24 protein-coding genes are annotated in these 21,078 nt (G+C 44.9%); 5 read left to right on the forward strand and 19 right to left on the reverse strand.

Annotated features, from left to right (window positions below; translation table 11 throughout):
* Window positions 1–49: 49 nt before the first annotated feature.
* On the reverse strand, window positions 50–199 hold the full coding sequence (locus E5260_RS08385) for a hypothetical protein (RefSeq protein WP_003640657.1): 150 nt from the start codon (window positions 197–199) through the stop codon (window positions 50–52).
* Window positions 200–492: 293 nt separating this feature from the next.
* On the opposite strand from E5260_RS08385, the gene E5260_RS08390 reads away from it, so the two are divergent.
* From E5260_RS08390 to E5260_RS08400, 3 genes are read left to right on the forward strand one after another with little or no spacing between them, the layout of a single operon-like run.
* Complete coding sequence (locus E5260_RS08390) at window positions 493–960, forward strand: GNAT family N-acetyltransferase (protein WP_003640658.1); 468 nt, start codon at window positions 493–495, stop codon at window positions 958–960.
* 59 nt (window positions 961–1,019) lie between these two features.
* Window positions 1,020–1,457, forward strand: a complete 438-nt coding sequence (locus E5260_RS08395) for a MarR family winged helix-turn-helix transcriptional regulator (RefSeq protein ID WP_003640659.1) — start codon at window positions 1,020–1,022, stop codon at window positions 1,455–1,457.
* Window positions 1,454–2,122 (forward strand): YczE/YyaS/YitT family protein, encoded by a 669-nt coding sequence (locus E5260_RS08400; RefSeq protein WP_003640660.1) that lies wholly within the window; start codon window positions 1,454–1,456, stop codon window positions 2,120–2,122. Before E5260_RS08395 ends, E5260_RS08400 begins: the two co-directional genes overlap by 4 nt.
* A 331-nt stretch (window positions 2,123–2,453) precedes the next feature.
* On the opposite strand, the gene E5260_RS08405 is transcribed toward E5260_RS08400, so the two are convergent.
* The 3 genes from E5260_RS08405 to E5260_RS08415 form a co-directional block, all read right to left on the reverse strand.
* Window positions 2,454–2,621, reverse strand: a complete 168-nt coding sequence (locus E5260_RS08405) for a hypothetical protein (protein ID WP_003640662.1) — start codon at window positions 2,619–2,621, stop codon at window positions 2,454–2,456.
* Between the two features lie 12 nt (window positions 2,622–2,633).
* Window positions 2,634–2,780, reverse strand: coding sequence for a hypothetical protein (locus E5260_RS08410; RefSeq protein ID WP_162936240.1), 147 nt, complete (start codon window positions 2,778–2,780; stop codon window positions 2,634–2,636).
* Between the two features lie 92 nt (window positions 2,781–2,872).
* Complete coding sequence (locus E5260_RS08415; RefSeq protein WP_003640664.1) at window positions 2,873–3,286, reverse strand: YjdF family protein; 414 nt, start codon at window positions 3,284–3,286, stop codon at window positions 2,873–2,875.
* 580 nt (window positions 3,287–3,866) lie between these two features.
* On the opposite strand from E5260_RS08415, the gene E5260_RS08420 reads away from it, so the two are divergent.
* Together E5260_RS08420 and E5260_RS08425 are read left to right on the forward strand one after the other, a co-directional pair.
* On the forward strand, window positions 3,867–4,766 hold the full coding sequence (locus E5260_RS08420; protein WP_003640665.1) for an ABC transporter ATP-binding protein: 900 nt from the start codon (window positions 3,867–3,869) through the stop codon (window positions 4,764–4,766).
* 13 nt (window positions 4,767–4,779) lie between these two features.
* Window positions 4,780–5,532, forward strand: coding sequence for an ABC transporter permease (locus tag E5260_RS08425; RefSeq protein ID WP_003640666.1), 753 nt, complete (start codon window positions 4,780–4,782; stop codon window positions 5,530–5,532).
* A 72-nt stretch (window positions 5,533–5,604) separates the two neighbouring features.
* Here E5260_RS08425 and E5260_RS08430 read toward each other — a convergent pair whose 3' ends face one another.
* The 15 genes from E5260_RS08430 to rpsU form a co-directional block, all read right to left on the reverse strand.
* The gene (locus E5260_RS08430; protein ID WP_003640667.1) at window positions 5,605–6,663 is read right to left on the reverse strand and encodes a hypothetical protein; all 1,059 of its coding nucleotides are present in this window, start codon (window positions 6,661–6,663) and stop codon (window positions 5,605–5,607) included.
* Window positions 6,660–7,730, reverse strand: a complete 1,071-nt coding sequence (locus E5260_RS08435; RefSeq protein WP_003640668.1) for a hypothetical protein — start codon at window positions 7,728–7,730, stop codon at window positions 6,660–6,662. Before E5260_RS08435 ends, E5260_RS08430 begins: the two co-directional genes overlap by 4 nt.
* 1 nt (window position 7,731) lies before the next feature.
* Window positions 7,732–8,625, reverse strand: coding sequence for an ATP-binding cassette domain-containing protein (locus tag E5260_RS08440; RefSeq protein WP_003640669.1), 894 nt, complete (start codon window positions 8,623–8,625; stop codon window positions 7,732–7,734).
* Window positions 8,609–8,998 carry a GntR family transcriptional regulator gene (locus E5260_RS08445; RefSeq protein WP_003640670.1) on the reverse strand — a complete coding sequence of 130 codons (390 nt, stop codon included), beginning with the start codon at window positions 8,996–8,998 and terminating at the stop codon, window positions 8,609–8,611. Before E5260_RS08445 ends, E5260_RS08440 begins: the two co-directional genes overlap by 17 nt.
* Window positions 8,999–9,755: 757 nt before the next feature.
* Window positions 9,756–10,862 carry an RNA polymerase sigma factor RpoD gene (gene rpoD, locus E5260_RS08450; protein ID WP_003640674.1) on the reverse strand — a complete coding sequence of 369 codons (1,107 nt, stop codon included), beginning with the start codon at window positions 10,860–10,862 and terminating at the stop codon, window positions 9,756–9,758.
* 81 nt (window positions 10,863–10,943) lie between these two features.
* Window positions 10,944–12,824 (reverse strand): DNA primase, encoded by a 1,881-nt coding sequence (gene dnaG, locus E5260_RS08455; RefSeq protein WP_003640675.1) that lies wholly within the window; start codon window positions 12,822–12,824, stop codon window positions 10,944–10,946.
* Between the two features lie 256 nt (window positions 12,825–13,080).
* Window positions 13,081–15,165, reverse strand: a complete 2,085-nt coding sequence (gene glyS / locus E5260_RS08460; RefSeq protein WP_003640676.1) for a glycine--tRNA ligase subunit beta — start codon at window positions 15,163–15,165, stop codon at window positions 13,081–13,083.
* The gene (gene glyQ, locus E5260_RS08465) at window positions 15,165–16,064 is read right to left on the reverse strand and encodes a glycine--tRNA ligase subunit alpha (RefSeq protein ID WP_003640677.1); all 900 of its coding nucleotides are present in this window, start codon (window positions 16,062–16,064) and stop codon (window positions 15,165–15,167) included. Before glyQ ends, glyS begins: the two co-directional genes overlap by 1 nt.
* A 322-nt stretch (window positions 16,065–16,386) precedes the next feature.
* The gene (recO, locus tag E5260_RS08470) at window positions 16,387–17,163 is read right to left on the reverse strand and encodes a DNA repair protein RecO (protein WP_003644472.1); all 777 of its coding nucleotides are present in this window, start codon (window positions 17,161–17,163) and stop codon (window positions 16,387–16,389) included.
* Between the two features lie 30 nt (window positions 17,164–17,193).
* Window positions 17,194–18,102, reverse strand: coding sequence for a GTPase Era (gene era, locus E5260_RS08475; RefSeq protein WP_003640679.1), 909 nt, complete (start codon window positions 18,100–18,102; stop codon window positions 17,194–17,196).
* Window positions 18,103–18,142: 40 nt separating this feature from the next.
* Window positions 18,143–18,559: a diacylglycerol kinase family protein gene (locus E5260_RS08480; RefSeq protein ID WP_003640680.1), complete on the reverse strand. Its 417-nt coding sequence runs from the start codon at window positions 18,557–18,559 to the stop codon at window positions 18,143–18,145.
* Window positions 18,543–19,022 (reverse strand): rRNA maturation RNase YbeY, encoded by a 480-nt coding sequence (ybeY, locus tag E5260_RS08485; protein ID WP_003640681.1) that lies wholly within the window; start codon window positions 19,020–19,022, stop codon window positions 18,543–18,545. Before ybeY ends, E5260_RS08480 begins: the two co-directional genes overlap by 17 nt.
* 9 nt (window positions 19,023–19,031) lie before the next feature.
* Entirely contained in the window at window positions 19,032–20,009 is a 978-nt protein-coding gene (locus E5260_RS08490) for a PhoH family protein (protein ID WP_003640682.1), read from the reverse strand.
* Window positions 20,010–20,341: 332 nt separating this feature from the next.
* Window positions 20,342–20,785, reverse strand: coding sequence for a GatB/YqeY domain-containing protein (locus tag E5260_RS08495; protein ID WP_003640683.1), 444 nt, complete (start codon window positions 20,783–20,785; stop codon window positions 20,342–20,344).
* 41 nt (window positions 20,786–20,826) lie between these two features.
* Window positions 20,827–21,015 (reverse strand): 30S ribosomal protein S21, encoded by a 189-nt coding sequence (gene rpsU / locus E5260_RS08500; protein WP_003638914.1) that lies wholly within the window; start codon window positions 21,013–21,015, stop codon window positions 20,827–20,829.
* Window positions 21,016–21,078 lie beyond the last annotated feature (63 nt).

Raw genomic sequence — 21,078 nt, forward strand, 5'->3', positions numbered from 1 at the left:
TTCTGGATTTACATCAAAAGCTCATTTGAATCACAATTAATAACGCTAGTTACCGTGCTTTCAATACCCAATGTGCCAATTGCGAAACGATAACGATTCCAATAACACCAATGATACGCAAACTCAATGGCAGTGTTCGACCATAAATGAGCCAGGCAGCTAACACCAGTAATTCACCGCCAAAAATTACAAATTTCATTCCAACACATCCAATCCACTTTTCGCTAGTATACGAGCCAGCCAATACAATGTCGATTGATCTGCCATTCCTAACTGAGGGTGGTCGCTGATTAACTGTGATTTCACTTCGTTTAGTTGTTACTCGCCTACGTATGTATGTCTTTAATCCGCCATTCTCCAGTTGGAAAATGATTAGTCCATCAAAAGTTCAATACATTCAAAGGTCATTCCAACCGTTAAATTAGTTTTGGCACTGACACCGGCTCTTATGTTAAACTTAATCAATCACAACGAAAATAAGGAGGTCGACCATTGTTAATTAAGTCTTTCCCGCCTGCCGAGCGAACACCGCAATTGATTAGCCAATTAACTCAACTCTGGCGACAGTCCGTCGACGCCAGTCACCACTTTCTAACGCCCGCTGAAATCACAACCATTGAGCACGAAGTCCCCACAGCATTACGAACCGTTCCACAACTGCTCGTTGCAGTGGATGATCAAAATACCCCAACTGGTTTCATCGGTATTGATGGTTCACTAGTAGCCATGCTTTTTATCGCCCCAGCCGCTAGTGGCGCTGGTATTGGAACCGCCTTACTGCAAACTAGTATTCAGGATTATGGTGCCACAACGCTTACAGTGAATGAACAAAACCCACGGGCGCGTCAATTTTATGAACACCGTGGTTTCCAAGTCACTAATCGCCAACCAACTGATGATCAGGGCCGTCCATATCCACTATTAACTATGACTTACAACTGTGACCCATTAAACGACTGACTTGACAAGGTCGTTTTTTTTATAAATAATGGACTTGTCCACTATTTATAAAAAAAGGAGTGCTGACTATCGAGTATTTTAGTCTAACTAAATATATTGCGGGTATTTACCGCGAATCCAAAAACAGCATCAACACCCAACTACAGGCGCTGAACATTCGGGCGACCGAAAGTGACTTATTACTGGTTGTTTACGATCACCCGGCCCAAACTCAAAAGGACTTGGCTGCCAGTCTGATGCTCGATCCTAGTTTATTAGCTCGAACTGTTCGTCAACTTGAGCAACGCCAACTCGTCATCCGGTTTCGTGATCCTGCCGATCAGCGTAGTCTACGAATTAGCTTGACACCGGCTGGTGAACAAATCGCTATCGCCATTAAGAAAACATTGATTGACTGGTGGCATGACTTCTTCGCTGCTCATCCAGAAGTCAACGAGCAAGTGTTTACGCACCAATTACAACAAGTTTACCTCGCCTTACAAGAGAAAAGAGATTGAAATCGTCATTGAAAAAATTCATTAAACACTTTGGAGTCCTCGTAATTGGTATCCTGTGCATGTCAGCTGGCGTCGCACTCTCTAAATTATCCTTATTAGGAACGTCCCCAATCTCAAGTATTCCGAATGTCATTAGCAATATTACGGCAATTCCAATTGGCCAGTTGACAATTGCTTTTATTTTCATTTTAGTTCTACTAGAAGCCATCGTTTTGCGCCGGCAGTTCTCCTGGCAAAACTTATTGCAATTAATTCCGGGTAGCCTGTTCGGTTGGTTCATCGATGCTTTTGTGCGGTTTTTCCATAGTCTTCCTAATCAAACATACATCGAGCAACTCGGACTTGTCTTAATGGGAACGGTGCTCTTATCGTTAGGTGTCTTTTTAGAAGTCAATTCACACGCCATTATCATGCCTGGTGAAGGACTTCCGAACGCCATCGCACTGATGCATCAACTCAAGTTTGCCAAAGTCAAAGTTTATAATGATTTCATTCTGATTGGCATTTCACTAGTCCTGGCACTCAGCTTTACTCATTCTTTAGCGGGGGTTCGGGAAGGTACCCTCATTGCAGCCTTTTTAACTGGGCGACTCGTAAATTTCTTTACCGAACATGCAAATCGATTTGTTGCTTGGATGACACCAGCCGCTGACGCGAACAACTAATTTCCAGAATTATCAAATAAAAACACGGTCACTGGCTAGTGATCGTGTTTTTTGGCTTGTGTTCACGCCAATTCGTTAGTCTGCCAGTGCCCGAATTCTTTCAGCCACTAATGCAGGTGAACATCGGCTATCCGTTAATTATTCTCCTAATTGATTTACTTTGGACCCACATGCTCGTTATTACATGTTGTAGTAATTGTCGATCATTTTCATCGCTACCAAACGCCACTTAGCGCTGGATCCCCAGTCGTTACAGGCGGACCATTTATTGACCCTAATAGCAATCAAATCAAGATTACCTTCTGTGGTATGCTGAACAGTCATCAACATCTCAGTTGCCAGCAGTTAAGTACTTAAGCGCATACTCTGCATCTTCATCAACCCTCAATAAGATAACTTTAATCACTTCATCCAATTTCGGCAGTCCAACTCTTTGTGGCAAGTGTCGAGAATCAAGCTGGTTGAAAATCGACTTGAGCCGCACAATCTCAGCAGCCATCCGCAATATAACTCAATCGCTAGCAACCATCTCAGTCACGAGCTGTAAATCATGCGACCGTATTGATGCAACTGGTTTGATTTGCCGATTATCTGCAATTAACGCCCCATTGGCACCAATCAGTAGTCCGTCCTCAAAGCCCGGAATCATTGGTATCAAATCTCGAAGCGGTTCAAAACTGATTGATTTTATTTTGATGCTGTCAAAAAACACTCACTTAACTAAAATTAGCTAAGTGAGTGTCTCGTCAACTAATGGCCACGATGTTGAGCACGATGTTTTGCCAACCGCTTTGCTCGTATCAACTGAGCATGGTCATGTCGGGCACGACGCTGCTGCCGCTTCTTCATTACCAAGTTACGCTGATGTTCTAACTTCAACATTTGCATTGCTCTAGTCGGTTTGAATCGAACGTGATGTTGACGACATTGTCGTGCCGCACGACGATACTCGCGAACCAATTGCTGCTGAGCAACCGCACTAGCCGTCGTCCATTGCAGCGTTGACCACCGATCTTGAATTAACAACCTAATCTGGGGTTCACTAGGATTCTGCGTCCCAAAGGTCACTCGGGCGACTTGATACCCGTCCGTCGACCAACGCTCAAAAACACCCTGATAAAATTGTTGATCAAAAAACACCGTTAATTTGCATCGGTTAATCAAATTAACCCCTCCTTAATTTCACTAACGAAATTCGGACAACCAAGGAAGGCAGGTTACTGACAGCCGTTGCTGCGTCTGGACTACCGACCAGACCGTGTTTTTAATTTCGCTAATAATTAGTATGTCAGATTAAGTCAGTTTGTCAAATTAGCACTTATGTATCAATGGAATAATTAATGCACTTAGTTAATCCGACATGAATCATGATTAAAACGTGACAGTCAATCAGACTCCTGCTCGTCAGCTTGGGCTACTGAGCACTGTCACCCTGCCGCTCCCATCGGTCAACCACTCGAATGGCTGATAATTATGCCTCCAGTTAGCGTGGTAAGAATCCACCGAAAATTGGTGCAAACTCAAACTGTTTCCGGTTGATCCAAGCTGGCAGTTGCTGAATTTTAAAATCAAGACGTTTTAACCATAGTTATTGCTAAATAATAACGAGTACAACAAGTAATAATTAAGATTATATTAAATAGCGTAATACTACACTATTACACTATGATTAATAGTATACTTTGTTTGTAAAATACCTTGAAGTGGTTATTATTAGCCGCTTAAGGTTTAGGGGGATTCCAATATGAACACACCACTACTGACCGTCACGCAATTAAATCAATACTTCAGTCACCAGCACATTTTAAAAGCCCTGACCTTCACCATTCAAAAGGGGCATATCGTCGCCTTAGTTGGTGCAAATGGTGCCGGCAAAACGACACTGATGAAATCAATCTTAGGGCTCACTTCCTTTACTGGTCAGATTTATTTAAATGGTCAGTCAATTACGCCATGCCATCACCAAGCTTTAAGCGCTGTGGGCGCCCTAATTGAATATCCCGGACTCTACCCATTCTTGACTGGCCGGCAACAACTCTCACTGTTCGCAACCGGTGCCAATCGTACAGCACGCGTTACCAAAATCATTGAAGCACTTAGCATGCAAGCATTTGCCGATATACTAACGAAACACTACTCACTCGGTATGCGGCAAAAATTGGGTGTAGCCTTGGCTTTGCTCAATCAGCCCGCACTAGTCATCTTAGATGAACCCATGAATGGTCTTGATCCACAGGCCACAAAAGAATTACGCGATTTAATTTTATGGGCGCAAGCTCAAGGCACCACCTTTTTAATTTCAAGTCATCTCCTGAGTGAACTGCAACGGGTCGCCAATGACGTCTTAGTTCTTGATCACGGGCAACTGATCGCCAATATGAGCATGCCAGCGTTTCTTGCCCAACAGCGCCCCACTTATGAATTAGTAACTAATCAAGATCAACGGGCTTATCAGCTATTGCGTTCTGCTGGATACCACCTAGTTGCAGCAACACCAATTCGTGTCTTAATAACGCCCGGATTTCAGCTTAATCCATTACTGCAACTACTTTTGACCAATCAGATTCAGTTACAGCGGATTCAACCCCACACTGAAGACTTAGAATCATCCTTATTAACCATGCTGAAAACGGTCAACCACTAAGGAGGTCAATCTAATGTTCACATTGTTACGACAAGAAAATCGAAAATTAATGCACCATCGTGTGATTCAACTGTTTATTCCATTTATAATGATTTTTCAATTCATAATTGCGATATATGCCGCTCACTACCCACAGCTACTAACGCCATATGATGCATTTGTAAACAACGACTACGGCTTTATTCCGCTACTATTTTTGGCAATCACAATTGGCAGCACTTATTTAACGAATGAACGGCAAAATGGCACGTTACGAGCGCTACTTTATCGCAGTTATTCGCGGACCCAAGTCTTAGTCAGCAAATGGCTCACGATACTCGGTCTGATGATTGGCTTATCTGGCTTTAGCACCCTCATGAGTCTCGGACTGAAGTTGAGCTTCTTTCGGCGGTTACCTAATTACGGTACAATTTGGCACACTTGGGGTCTGAACATGCTATCAACAGGACTGACCCTACTATTTTTAATGAGTGTCGTCTTACTATTGGGCACCCTATTCACCAGTTCAACACCAGCCATTCTGACCGGCATCATTGGGTACTTTATTGTGACCATTTTCAATCAACTTTGTTTTTATTTATACGCCAAAGTCAGCTGGTTAAAGTGGAATCCGCTCAACATGATCAATCTAGGCGAGCAAATCCAAACACCACAACTACAACAATTAACCCGACTAAATCTATCCACGCTGGCGATTGGTTATATCGCCTATCTACTGTTATTCTTAACGCTTGCCAACTATTCTTTTCAAACCCGTAACGTTTAAAAGCATCCAGCCGGTCAAATAAGATTACTGACCGGCTGGATGCTTTATCGATTAATTGTTAATTTCATCATATTAGCGTAACTGTCGCACAACTTGCCAAAAGTAGCGACTCCAGCGCGGTTGATAAATCCAAGCAATCAGACCAATTAATGTTGCTGACCAAACTACTGCTACATATGACCAACTCGTCTGTGGTGCCAGCATAACGTCGGTAATCAATTTAGTCAGTATGATGCTCAACCCTATCAGCATTGGTACCCGCCAAGCCGGTAACAAAATCGCTTGGTGGTCACGCTCCGTGATTTGCTGGGCGCTCAAATACCGACCAAGTATCCCGCCCAAGCCCCAGACTAGACATCCAATTGCGATACCCAACAACCAGTGTTGATTGAGGAACGCCAACAAATAATTACCAGGTTGACCGAATGACCGTATCAATACAAACCAACTGATTGGTTTAACGACTGCATAGCCGACGAGCATTGCCATTACCAGGTTAGGCGTGACCAATAACACTAATGCAGAAGCGGTCATCAAAATCAGTGCAACGAGCGTGGTACTGATTACATTGCCGCCCCAGACCCACCAATTGAATTGCGCGAAATAAATTCCGGGAATATTCTGTACCAGCACCAGCAGAACCATTAATTTCGCCGAACTATACGCAATGATCGTCGTTAAACTATAGCTCAAAAACGTCGCACCAAAAATAGCTGCTCGGCGAAATCCTAAGCTCTGTAACCACTCATTCTGATGCCGGTAACGTGGAATGGCAATGAGTGCTATGCCCACTAAAATACTGATTCCCCATAGAAAATCATTTGGTTCAACATTACTCCCAACGCGCAAATTCGCCAATAATCCCCGCCGATCAGCATGATAAACTTGTAAATATTGATTCAAGTACTGCTGTTTCGAAGGTGCTACTAAGCCATCTACATCCTGATACTGTTGCCGCCGGTGGTCGTATTTAAGACCTGAAATTAGCATGTCATGATTCTGATCTAGCATTTGCCAGTGTTGATTCATTCTGAAGCCAGTCCACGCCCCCAGTGCTATAAACAAAATCAGCATACCAATGAGAAGTGGCGCATGCTGCCAAATAATCAAGTGCCCCAATTTTTTATTCATCTCACAACTTCCCCCAGTTGATGGTAACGACGGCCAACACGATAGACGAGCAGTGCCATCATAGTCAGCACGATTCCGACCAATTCATACCACGGCGCAATTGTTCCCATCAAAGGCAGTAGTAGGATGTCCCCAAGTGTTGAGCCAATACTCAAACTAATCAAAGCACTGGCGATAACCCCATTAAATAGCGATTGTTGCCGCAATGTGGTGATATCCGCTGACCATTGACGACAGGCCACCCAAGTTAATCCTAGTAGCATCAGCAAGCCCACTAATGCCATGATTGCCGCTACCCCGTAGTGAACATGTAACCGGATACTAGGCAACGACTGAATGTGAAACCACCGCAACCACATATTTGTCCGCGTTAACATTCCCGACGCCCAACGCCAGGTCAGAGTGCTGATCAGGATTGCTAACCATAACCGCTGATTAAAGCTCCCCACCAGCCAAGCAAGCATAATTAGGCACCCACTGACCATCGTCACTGCCACACTACTTCCCAAGAGGGCGGCCCCGTTACGGTATTGCTGATAAACTTGGGGGATTGCAGCCGTGATCCAGCCATAATAAATCACTTGACTTACAAAAACGGTGACCATTAATAGCAGCCCGAGCCGCAGCTGTTGCCACCAAATTTGCCAACGCGTAACACCTAAACCAGCCATAAACTCGAAGCGGTGTGTGCGACGACCCCAGAATGCAAGCAGCAAACCGCTGACGAGTCCCAAAACATAATACAAACGGTTGGGTTGTTGGGCCCGCACTGCCTGATTGGGATCCGTAGAAGTGTATTCGCCAGGCCAAAAAAACTGGTCAAGATGTTCATAATAAACATGCAGGCTAACCGCCGGACGACCGGCAACTTTATAGTCTTTCGGGTGTTTAACAAAATCTGCAGCGTTGATCCGTTCACCACGTACACTCCGGGCATGTTCCACCTGCCAAGTATGTGTCACATTAATTGCCATTAATAAGCTCACTAACAGACACGTTGCCGTCACAAGTCGCACCCAAGGCCGATTTTGTTGCCACCATAACCGTCTCAATTTTACAGTTGCCATTCTACACACCACCCCAAACAGCTTGCCGGTCGCCCAATTTAACTCGGAAAACATCTGTAATGGTCAACGGCTGGACGGCCATCATCAATGGTTGATTTTGTTGGAGCGCTGTCTCAATTGTCGGCGTGTAGTCCGCAAAGTACACTTCTAAGACCCGACCGTAAACTTTAATCAGCTGCCCATGCTCTTTCACAACCGCTGGTATATGCTTATCTGCAAAAACAAGCTGAAACTTGCGGGCCGTTGCCCGTAAACTTTCTAGGTCGTAATCAGCAACTAATTCATGATGTTGCAAAAACAGCACTTGGTCGCATAAACCGTCAAGTTCATCAAGATTATGTGATGAAATCAAGAAACTGACGCCGTGTTCGGCGACCTCCTCAACCATATAGGCTACAATCCGCTCGCGCACGATGATATCCAAACCATCAAACGGCTCATCCAAAATAATATATGGCACGTGACTCGCTAACGCTAGCAAGATTTGAAATAACATCTGCTGACCCTTTGATAACCGCTGGTAGTAGCTTTTGGTTGATAAATGCTCGGCCGCTAATAACGCTGTTAGTTGCGATTGGTCAAAGTCATCGTAAGCCAACGCGTATGTCGTTATGATCTGTCGCAACCGTTGACCACCAAAAAAGTGACGTTGTGTATCAATATAAAATAATTTTTGCCGACAGTATGGTTGCTGCAAAGTCGACTGCCCCTCAATCACTAATTCGCCTTCGTCCGCCAAATAGTGATCAGCCATCGTCCGAAAGAGCGTCGTCTTTCCAACGCCGTTCCGCCCGACCAACCCAACGATTCGACCTGGCTGCCAAGTAAAAGTAATCCCCCTTAATATTTCACGATTATCAATCCGCTTACTTAATGCTTTAACTTGGATACTCATCCCGTGACTCCCCCTTTTGATAAGCCGTGGTCACCCACGCCTGAACTTGCTGCGCACTGATTCCTAAAAATTGTGCTTCCGTTAACAGTGATTGTAAGCGCGTCTGAAGATCATCAACCGCATTCGAATCAATTGCAATCTGACTCGATTCACTCACAAACGTCCCCCGACCTTTTACAGTATACACGGCTCGCTGATGCTCCAAGATTTGATAAGCCTTACTGACCGTGTTCGGATTAAGGTGCATTTCTGACGCCATTGCTCGAATTGAAGGCAATTGATCCCCTGGTCGTAAGACTTCCTGAACGATCTGCTGCTTAATCTGCATAACTAACTGTTCGTAATACGGTGCCCCATTAGTTGCAAACGGCATTTTATCACCTCGGTATTGTGTACTACGTGTATTACTACAACTAGTACAATAACACACTAATTTGAGTTTGACAACTCAACAATCATATTCCTGGCACAAAATGATTACCTCAAACGTGAGTGCGACATCATTACAGTATGCCAAATTACTGAAAAGAGTCTTAAATTTGGTTGCCAGTTCATCAGTGCTTGTTCATCCTATTCCGACCTCCGGGACCCCTGCTCGCATGACAGATGAACGGCCACTCAACTTAGTGCAATTGGTCGCCGAATTCAATTACTGCTTGGAACATTGAACAAACGTTAATGTGGTCTCAGTTGTTTGGAATCTCAGTCATAATATGGTGACTGAGAATTAATGAACGAATCACAGTTCGATTATCAAACTGACAGTTACTGATAAAATTGCTGTCTCTAAAATAGCAACGACCAAGCCAGCAAAAGTTGGGGACATCCCTGTCAGCCATTCGAATACCTTCCCAACTGGAAGGCATTTCGGCCAATGCTCAGCACTGCCAGAGTGTGTGGTTCAGACGGCTTGAGACTGAGGATTAGCCCAACTAAGGCGTTAAGCGGTAAACTCATCGTGTCGCTACCCGGAAGGCTCATCGGACCCGAACACGTTTCGTCAATATGGCATTAAGACGTGGGTTGCGGCTTAAATCAGTGTCCACCACGTTTTAACATCTACATAAGCAAAAAAAACGCCTGACCAATCAGCACCTTTAGCTGGTTAGTCAGACGTCATCATCTGGTGATTATTCCAAGAAATCTTTTAACTGTTTACTACGTGATGGGTGGCGTAACTTCCGTAGCGCCTTGGCTTCGATTTGGCGGATCCGTTCACGGGTCACACCGAAGACTTTTCCAACTTCTTCCAGTGTCCGGGTCCGACCATCATCAAGTCCGAACCGTAAGCGTAAGACGTTTTCTTCCCGGTCCGTCAAGGTATCAAGGACACCTTCCAGTTGTTCTTTCAACAATTCATAAGCCGCGGCATCCGCTGGTGAGGTTGCGTCTTGGTCTTCGATGAAGTCACCTAAGTGTGAATCGTCCTCTTCACCAATTGGCGTTTCCAATGAAACGGGTTCTTGTGCGATCTTCAAGATTTCACGAACCTTTTCCGTTGGCATGTCCATTTCAGCCCCAATTTCTTCAGGAGTTGGTTCGCGCCCTAAATCTTGTAACAGTTGCCGTTGAATTCGAATTAATTTGTTAATGGTTTCGACCATGTGCACTGGAATCCGAATGGTCCGCGCTTGGTCGGCAATTGCCCGCGTAATTGCTTGGCGAATCCACCAAGTCGCGTACGTTGAGAACTTGAATCCTTTACGGTAATCAAACTTTTCAACGGCCTTCATTAGCCCCATGTTACCTTCTTGAATCAAATCAAGGAATTGCATTCCCCGACCCACGTAACGTTTGGCAATCGAAACGACCAACCGTAAGTTGGCTTCGGCTAATTCTTGCTTGGCAGATTCATCACCTTGTTCGATTCGGAGTGCTAAAGCGACTTCTTCGTCAGCCGTTAACAAGTCGACACGACCAATTTCTTTCAAATACATCCGCACGGGATCATTGATTTTAATTCCAGAAGCCGAGCCAGCGTCACTAAGTTCCTTCTTAGAAACTTTTTTGACACTTTTGACCGCTCGAGCATCAGGATCACCTTTTTCATCAACAACACTAATCCCAGCATCTTCAACCTTTTGTAATAATTTATCAATGCCACTAGCATCTAGTTTGTAAGGCGCTGCTAATTTATCTGATAATTCATCATATTGAATGCTACCAGTTTTCTTATATTCCTTAATTAATGCTTTAACGGCTTTGTCGTATTCCGTCGTTGCTTTTGCCTTTGCCATGTAGTAGCCTCCTATTTAGTATGCATCTACCAGCTGATCGGTTGCAATACCGAGCCAACCTTAAGTATATCATTTTCACGCCTAGTTATCAGCTCGTTGGACCTGCTGTTGTTGCCGATATAGGTCAATTAATGCCAACGTTAACTGCTGAACCAAATCACGATTACCGATCTGCTTGGCTGCCGTTAACTCGGCCTTCTTACTGTTGATTTGTTCTACCAGCGGCTGTTGATTCATGATCACATTGACTAGATCAGCAATCTCTTCCTTGGAAGATTCATTGGCCACGTCCATAAATTCCAAACTCGTGACGACAGGCTGTAAATCTGAATCCGTCATAAAATCCGTAAAGTTGCCCAAATCAAATTGATTATGCGTTTTAAAATAAGCCTCCGCATACACCAAGATTTGTTGATACGAATCATGAACAAAATGAAAACCAGCAATCGCCATCACCCGTAACCAAACATCGTGGTCATTCAACAAACGGTACAGTAACAACCGCTCCGCTTTCTCTACCCGACTTAACGGGCCACTGTTCGTACTGCCATCCACCGTGGCTGGGGGTGGCCCTAGCGGCGCAGGTGCTGGTGGCGGAGCTACTTGCGGTTCATCCGAGTGACCACCACCACGTCGAACGGCCTGCTGACCGACCAGTGATCGTAACTGTTGCTTTAAATCATCCTTATCAAGATCGAACTCCGCCACTAATTGGTTTAAATATAAATCCTGTTCGACACTAGAGGACAGTTGTGCTAATTGTTGCAAGACCGCCTGTAAATAAGTCAATTGATCGGGCGTGTTTTGCAAGTTCAAATCATGTTTTAAATACTGCATTTCAAATGCAGTGGGCGTTTGCTTACCATCTTCAAATACTTGGACAAACTTCTCCTGCCCCTGAGCACGCAAATACTCGTCGGGATCCATCCCATCAGGCATTTGGATTACACCCAGATTAAGGCGACTGTTGCCACCTAGCAATTTCAGAGCACGATCAGTCGCCTTTTGCCCCGGCATATCGCTATCGTAACAGACATATAAGGTGTCGGTAACGCGCTCAAGCATGTAAATCTGCTCATCAGTTAAGCTCGTCCCCATTGATGCGACCCCGTTCTGAATACCAGAACGATAAGCCGCAATCACATCCATAAAGCCTTCAAACAGAACCACCGACTTTTGTTGTCGAATGGGGCCCCGTGCTAAGTCAAAGTTAAATAATACTGAACGCTTGTTGAACAGCTTCGTTTCCGGACTATTCAAATACTTAGGTTCATTAGGTGATTTTTTGAGGATTCGACCTGAGAAAGCAATCACCCGACCACTCGCGTCTTTAATCGGAAACAAGACCCGGTCAACGAAGCGATCACGTAAGTCACCCGCTTGATTTTCAATGAACAGACCCGACTGCCGTAGTAGTTGGTAGTCGGACTGGTGTTCTTTAAAAAAATCTAACAAGAGCTGATTAGCAGGTGCATAGCCGATACCAAACGTTTTAATCGTCTCATCATCCAGCCCACGCTCGTGCAAGTACTTAAGCGCCGGTTCACCCAGTTCAGTATTCACTAAAATATGTTGATACATTTTAGCGCTATCCGCGTACAACTTTAACAGATCGGCTTGTTGCTGATCCTTAGGTGCGGCCGGTTGTGACTGCGCCGTATAGCTCGCCGGCAAGTCAATGTGCCCAAAATCGGCCACCTTGACGACTGCTTCCGGAAAAGACAAGTTTTCGAGATCCATAATGAAGCTGAACACGTTGCCCCCACGGCCACAGCTGAAACAGTGAAAAATCTGCTTTTGCTCATTGACCGAAAAGGATGGCGTGCGCTCTTCGTGAAAGGGACACAGGCCAAATAAATTCTTACCAGCCTTCTTCAACTGAACGTATTGTCCAATAAAATCCGCAATGTTGACTGCTGAGCGGACTTGCTCAACCTTTTCCTCGGGAATTCGATTGGCCACTTTGCCACCCCATTTCTACTAACTAAAGTCTGACAAACCAACCAAATCATTGCCGCAATCAAAAGCCGCATCACGAAATTTGGATGCGACTTTGTGCGTGCAAACTTTTACAGAATATATACTACCACAAGTTTGACAGCAGTGCAATAATAAGTTGCCCTTATTAGACATATTTGTCAAATTTGTTTGTCAGCAAACTAAAAAAGAAGCTACAGCGCGCTTGCTGTAACTTCTTTTGATTATCCACAGTCCGTGCTTATTTAACGATTAATTGATTCAAGTCACCCATCACGTTGATCATTTGGGCGATCGTCAAGAGTTGCTTCAAGTGATTATCCCGCACCTTTTCATCCTTACTCATCACCATCGTCTGTTCAAAGTAGTCGACGATCAATGGTCGTAAGGCGGCCAGGGCTTTGAAACGGTCCTCCATACTCATCGCTGGGGTAAATTGCTTTTGCAATTCAAGAACAGCATCGTACAAGTGTTGTTCCGCCTCATTTTCAAATAAACTTGGATCAACAGTCAAATCACCGGCTGCCAACTTAGCTTTCGCCGTGATCCGCAACAGACGAGTAAAGGCTTCAATTGTGTCCTTAAACTGCGGATCATCTTGATGCGCATTCAGCACATCGGCTGCTTTGAACATTTCACGGATATCCTGACGACTCCCTTTGATAACCGTATCGATGATATCGTAGCGAATCTTACGGTTGTTAAACCATTGTTTGACGCGATCCGTTAAGAAATCAGCAACTGGTGCCGTTTGCTTTTCGAAGTCTAAGTTGTACGTAGCATCATGGGCCACTAATTCCTTTTGAATATCGGCCTCGAGTTGACGAATTGGGAAATCCCAACCTTGTTCCCGTACGATCCGTACGATTCCAAACGCTTGACGACGCAAAGCAAACGGATCATTAGAGCCACTAGGAGTCAAGCCAACGGCAAAGAAGCTCGTAATGGAATCAACTTTGTCCGCAATAGCTAACACCGCGCCGACCTTGGACTTAGGTAAGTCGCCATCAGCGCTGATTGGCATGTAATGCTCACGAATAGCTTGACCGACTGCTGGATCTTCACCCTTCAAGACAGCATACTTGTCACCCATGACCCCTTGTAATTCAGGGAATTCGCCAACCATCCCTGTCACTAAATCAAATTTATAGATTTGCGCTGCCCGGTGGAGTTGGTTCTTTTCAGTCTCAGTCAAACCAAACCGATCAGCCAAAAAATCACTGATAACCATGACCCGCTGCATCTTCTCATACATCGTCCCGATTTTATCATGGAAGCTAACCTTTTTGAGTCGTTCCACATATTCTTGAATCGAGTGTTGTTGATCTTCATGATAGAAGAAAGCTGCATCTTCTAAGCGTGCCGTCAATACTTTTTGATTACCTAAAGCCACGTTTTCCAAGTGATCCGTGTTCCCGTTTCGAACGGAAACAAAGTGTGGTAATAAGTTATCCTCGGCATCCGTTACGTAGAAGAACCGTTGATGATCACGCATCGAAGTAATCAAGACTTCATCCGGGATCGTTAAGTATTTGGTATCAAAATCTCCCGCAAATGCAGTTGGATATTCCACCAAGTTATTAACTTCTTCCAACAGGTCTTCATTAACTTTGATTTGCCAGTCGCGTTCATTCGCCAAGGCTGCGATCTGTTCACGAATCGTTGCCTTACGTTTAGCGGCATCCGCAATAACTTGAACACTAGCTAAGTCAGCTTCATAGTCCGCAGCAGTAGCAATTTCAACGTCATGGCCCAAGAAACGGTGGCCTCGTGAAACACGGCCAGCCGCAACGTCCAGAATTTGAACCGGCACAACCTCGTCATTTAATAATGACACGATCCAACGAATCGGCCGAATATACTTGAAACTATACGTCGACCACTTCATCATCGTTGGGAAATTCATCTTGGTGATAACATCCTCGATTCCGGCCGCCAATACTTCGGCCGCCGTTTTACCGGCCGTAAAGGTTTGTACAAAGACATACGGGGTACCCTTAACATCTTTAAAGACGATGTCATCAGTTGACGCCCCTTGGCCCTTAGAAAAACCAATCGCTGCCTTTGTCCAGTTGCCATCCGCATCCTGAGCAATCTTCTTAGCTGGACCCCGAACTTCTTTTTTCACATCAGCCTGCTTGTCAGCTAAGCCTAACACCTGAACCGTTAACCGGCGTGGTGTTGAGAAGGTTTTAACATCTTCAAAATCAAGCCGGGCATCCTTTAAGAACTTGACCATTCGTTCTTTAAGTTGTAACACACTCGGTGTAACGACGTGGGCCGGCATTTCTTCCAAACCAATTTCAAGTAAATAAGTTTTCGCCATTATTTCGTCTCCTCCTGTGCGTGTTTTAATAACGGGAAGCCACGTTTTTCACGTTGCGCCACGAATTCCTTGGCAATCGACTTCGCCATGTTTCGGATTCGATCTAAATAGCCGGCACGTTCCGTGACTGAAACCATACCGCGAGCATCCATCAAGTTGAAGGTATGACTACATTTAAGACAGTAGTCGTACGCGGGGTGAACTAAGCCGTTCTTAATTTGCCGCTTGGCTTCCTTTTCATATTCATCAAATAACATTAATAATAATTCTTCGTTGCTATCTTCAAAAGCGTACTTAGAATTTTCAAATTCTGGTTCCAAGAAGATGTCGCCATACTTCACGCCATCGCCCCATTCAAGGTCAAATACGGAGTTTACATCCTGAATGTAAGATGAGAGTCGTTCCAAACCATAGGTGATTTCAGAAGTGACGGGATCAACTTCAAGACCACCAACTTGTTGGAAGTACGTGAATTGGCTGATTTCCATCCCGTCGAGCCAAACTTCCCAACCAACACCGGCACAACCCATTGATGGGTTTTCCCAGTTATCTTCCACGAAACGAATATCGTGTTCTAGCGGGTTAATGCCAAGTTTTTCCAAGCTTTGTAAGTATAAATCCTGCACGTTTTCTGGTGAGGGTTTCATGACCACTTGGAATTGGTGGTGTTGGTACAACCGGTTGGGGTTCTCACCATACCGACCATCGGCAGGCCGGCGTGAAGGTTCAACGTACGCCGCGTTCCATGGTTCGGGACCGATTGCCCGTAAGAACGTGTAGGGGCTCATCGTTCCGGCCCCTTTTTCTGTATCATATGATTGCATTAACATACAACCTTGATCCGACCAAAACTTTTGCAAGGTTAAGATAATCTCTTGCACTGATAACTTTTTGCTCATTAGTATCCTCCCAAAATTAGTGACTGAACGGCTGATGGCTTTGAAACGGGGGCATCGCTATTCCCAGACTTATGGCACAAAAAAAGTCCCCTGTCGTCGACAATAACGACATAGGGACGATTGGTTTCGCGGTTCCACCCTACTTCTGAGTAACCTCAGCAGCTTAATTACACGGTATTAAAGCTCCGAAAGCGCCAATTAACGACTTTGACTGACCGTTTTTCACCATCACGGTCTCACTGTAAGTCGAATCCGTTAACCTTCTCTCATCAACACTTAACTATTCAGTTCTTCATCATCATAGCCGATGGTCGTTCGTTTGTCAATCCTCATTCTTCCGGGGCGCCAACGGTTGGTACCAACTGCCCATCTGATCGATGAAGCGTTTAGATTTCAATCGAACGCCCACTGAGTTCTGATAGATTTCATCCAAAATCCGGCGTAACTCCGCCGCTGTCCGCGGTTTGACCTTGATCGAATGAACCTTAGCCAAATCCAACACGGAAAACTGACGTAGATAAAAGATCGCTGCTGGACTAGCATGCAAGCGGTGGGGATCCAAATGCCAGTGCTGTTGACAGAGCAAACCGCCGTAACTTTCAGAATAATCTAACGGTAAATCACTTCGACCGCAAACCGTACACCAACGCAACTCTGGGGCCACCCCAAACGGTTGCAGTAACTGAATTTCGACCACGTTAGCCACCAACGCGGGGGCCACATCTTGATCAATCAGTTGCAGCGCACTGGTCAACTGTTGGTACCACCGCCCCACCGGTTGATTATCTGGAAAAGCGACGTCCATTAAGTTCATAACGTACGTGGCATAAGCGTTCAAAGCAATGTCTTGACTAATATGTTCAAGATACTGCACTGACTTGACACTATTAATATACGAGAGACCTTGATCACGTAAATCACCAACGTATTCCCCCATCGTGAACGGCAATAACTCCGCCGCCATTTTGAAGCCACGCCGACGCGCACCGCGGATAAAAAACATCTTCTTGCCATACTCGGCAGTTAAAAACTTGATTAGCATATCGCGTTCCCGGTAGTCCCGGCGAAAGAGCAAAATGCCGTTAAAATTCGTGACCATTTGTTGGGCCATCCGGATCACCTAGCGATTCTAATAGTCATCTTGCCGATAGCCATAGCTGGCTAGCAAGTCTTGACGGTCCTTCCAGTTCTCTTGGACTTTTACCCAGAGCTCAAGGTAGACCTTATCCCCAAGTAAGTGTTCAATATCACGCCGAGCTAACGAGCCAATCTTCTTGAGCATGCTACCACCCTTACCGATGATGATGCCCTTTTGCGAAGATCGTTCAATAATAATCGTGGCCTGAACGTGAATTTTTTCTTCATCTTGACGTTTGATCGAATCAATCACGACCGCCGTTGAATGGGGAACTTCTTGACGAGTCAATTCAAGAACCTTTTCACGAATCAATTCAGAAATGATAAACCGCTCTGGATGATCCGTAATTTGGTCGGACGGATAATACTGCGGTCCTTCCGGCAATTGGCCCTTCAAGGTCGTCAGTAGTTCATCAACGTTATTTCCTTCAAGCGCGGAAATTGGATAAACTTCCTTCCACGGCAAAGCGTCTTTATACTGATCCATAATCTCCAAGAGATGATCTGGATGGACTTGATCAATTTTATTAATCACTAAATAAATCGGTTGTTTAACCGTTTTAAGACGATCGATAATAAAGTTATCCCCGGCACCACGCCGTTCGTCCGCATTAATCATGAATAGTACGGCATCCACTTCACCCAAAGTTGACAAGGCGGACTTGACCATAAAGTCACCTAATCGACTATGCGGTTTATGAATCCCAGGGGTATCAATGAAGACCATCTGCGTATCCGCAGTGGTATAAATCCCCTGGATACGGTTCCGCGTCGTTTGGGCTTTGTCAGACATAATGGCGACTTTTTGCCCAACGACCCGATTCAATAGTGTTGATTTACCGACATTGGGACGACCAATAATCGCCACAAAGCCGGAATGAAATGCTTGTTGTTCTGCCATAATTAATTCCTTTCAATCTTGTCCAATCGTTAACCAATTACTAGTTTAACCAACTGACAATTAAGTTCCAAATTTTAGGTGCAAACAACACTAACCCAACTAAGACGGCAAAGGCCGCGGCAAACACTACCGCACCAGCCGCAATGTCCTTAATTTTTTTAGCTAGGGGACTGAAATTAGGCCCAGTGATCATATCGGACAGGTTTTCTGCAATCGTATTGTTAATTTCACATAAGATGACCAGAAAAATCGCTAATGCTAGCCACAGCCATTCGTTAACGCTCAAGTGAACCCACCAGCCAGCAAACAAGGCCACCGCCCCCAGTACAAGGTGTGTTCGCATATTACGTTCTTCAATCACAACCGTTTTAAGCCCAGTCCACGCGTGTAGCCAGGACTGCCAAAACGAGTGATTTTTGCCAACCTGTAGCCGATCTGGTCTATTTTTCGAGGCCATAAGCGTCCAGAATCTGGCGTTGCAATGTAAACATTTCGGTTTCATCCGCTGGCTGAAGATGATCATACCCATTTAAATGTAAAAAGCCGTGAACGACCAAGTAACCTAGCTCGCGCGCCTCCGAATGGTTCAAAAAAGCGGCTTGTTCGCTAACCTTATCAACTGATATCATAATATCCCCGAGATTTAGTGGCATTTCCGCCGCCATCTCCGGATCCATCACAATCAAATCATCCTCGTCATCGTCGTGCATCGCAAAACTAATAACATCAGTTGGACGATCGACACCCCGATACTGTTCATTGATTTTTTGAATAGCATCGTTATTCATCAGGGTCACCGAGACCTCGGTATCATCCCGTAACTTTAACGTCTGACCAGCAAGATCAATTAAATCCCGAATCAATTGCAACTGTTCTGGCTGCGCTCCCGTTGTTGTTTGGTCGTATAATTCTAAATCCATAAGTGCCCCCTAGCGTTGTTCCACACGGTCGTACGCCGTAATAATCTTGGCAACGACCGGATTTCTGACCACATCATCCGCCGTAAATTTAACGAACGCGACATTGCTAATGCCGCCCAAAATCTGTTCGGCTTGAATCAAGCCACTCTTAGTATGGTGTGGTAAATCAATTTGTGAGATATCACCATTAACAATCATCTTGGCACCGAAACCTAGCCGCGTCAAAAACATCTTCATCTGGGCATTCGTCGTATTCTGTGCTTCATCCAAGATGACGAACGCATGGTCAAGCGTCCGTCCCCGCATATAAGCCAGCGGTGCGATTTCGATGATACCACGATCCATTAAGCGCTGCGTATGTTCAGCGCCATAAATATCGTACAACGCATCATAAATTGGCCGCAGGTACGGATCGACTTTTTCCTTTAAATCACCAGGTAGAAAGCCAAGACTCTCACCAGCTTCAACCGCTGGCCGCGTCAAAATCAGCTTCTCGACATCGCCCCGTTTTAAGGCTGCAATTGCCATCACAACGGCAAGATAGGTCTTCCCAGTCCCGGCTGGACCAATACCAAACGTAATATCACTTTTAGCAACGGCTTGCACATACTGCCGCTGACCAAAGTTTTTGACACGAATGGGCCGTCCACGATTGTCCTTAATTAAGGTCTCTGAATAGAGGTCTTTAAAGTAATCCAAAGTCCCCCGGTTGACCATCTTAATAGCGCTAATAACATCTGGCGCCCCAATCTGAATACCTTGTTTAATTAAACTCGTTAAATTATCTAGTACTGCTTGCGTATTATGAACAGCAACCTCGTCATCACTGCTGATCGTCATTTGATCCCCAAACACGTGCAATTGAACGTGTAACCCATCCTCAATCAAAGCTAAGTGGGCGTCTTCTGGTCCTAATAACGCGACTGACTGGGCCGGATCAGCAATGAGAAATTTTTGTTCATATTTTGAGTTTTCGGTCAAAAACATGGACTCCTTTATTGACAGATTTAATCACCATTATTTAATAATGGCACCCGCAGTTAGCGTGATAACCACGCTGATTTCAGCAGGTATTTGTTAGTTAATCATAGCATAAAAGCCCCCATCGAACCAGTACAAGGACGCCTCGACATTCGACAACGATTTTCTGAACAGCATTTTTCTTTCGAGCGATTAAATTGGCACGCTATCAATCAACGTAAGCCCAGTTAGATCAGTCCCTGCACCCATTGCTTATACTTAATCCGAACAACCGGTACTGCATTTCTGATCAACCAGAAGAAACAAAAAAACCGGAGAAAAATTTCTCCGGTTAACCGTTAATTCAATAATGATTTAACTGTTTGGTTGATCAGCTTGCCATCCGCCTGACCCTTAAGTTTTGGCATCACTGCCCCCATCACCTTGCCAAAGTCACCTTTACCAGTAGCTCCGACTTGTTGAATGGTGTCAGCAACAATCTGTTGAACTTCTTCGTCCGACAATTGTTTTGGCATGTACTGCTCAACAATTGCAATTTCTGCTTTAACGCCGTCGACTAAATCTTGACGACCCGCATTTTCGAATTCACTTAATGATTCGCGCCGTTGTTTCAGTTCACGTGAGAGCACGCTTACTTCCTCATCAGCCGTTAAATCATGGCCAACATTAATTTGTTCATTCATCAATGCTGACTTAAGCATCCGTATAACGCTGAGGGCTTGCTTATCGCGTGCCTTCATCGCAGCTTTTAGATCACCATTGAGTGTATCGATTAAACTCATTGGTTTTCCCTCCTCGTTAGGTCATTAGTAATCAATACTAATTACTTGAAACGACGACGGTTCTTACGCTTACGTGCTGCTTCAGATTTTAACTTCTTCTTCACACTTGGTTTTTCGTAGAATTCCCGTTTGCGGTATTCTTGTAAAGTACCACTCTTTGAAACGGTACGCTTAAAGCGACGAAGAGCATCATCAAGAGATTCGTTTTTACGAACGACTGTTTTTGCCATGTTAAATTCCCTCCCTCCGAGCTCAAAAAGTAACCGTTAAATTATGCATACTTACACATAACG

It is taken from the genome of Lactiplantibacillus plantarum, from assembly GCF_014131735.1.
GTDB classification, from domain to species: Bacteria; Bacillota; Bacilli; order Lactobacillales; family Lactobacillaceae; genus Lactiplantibacillus; species Lactiplantibacillus plantarum.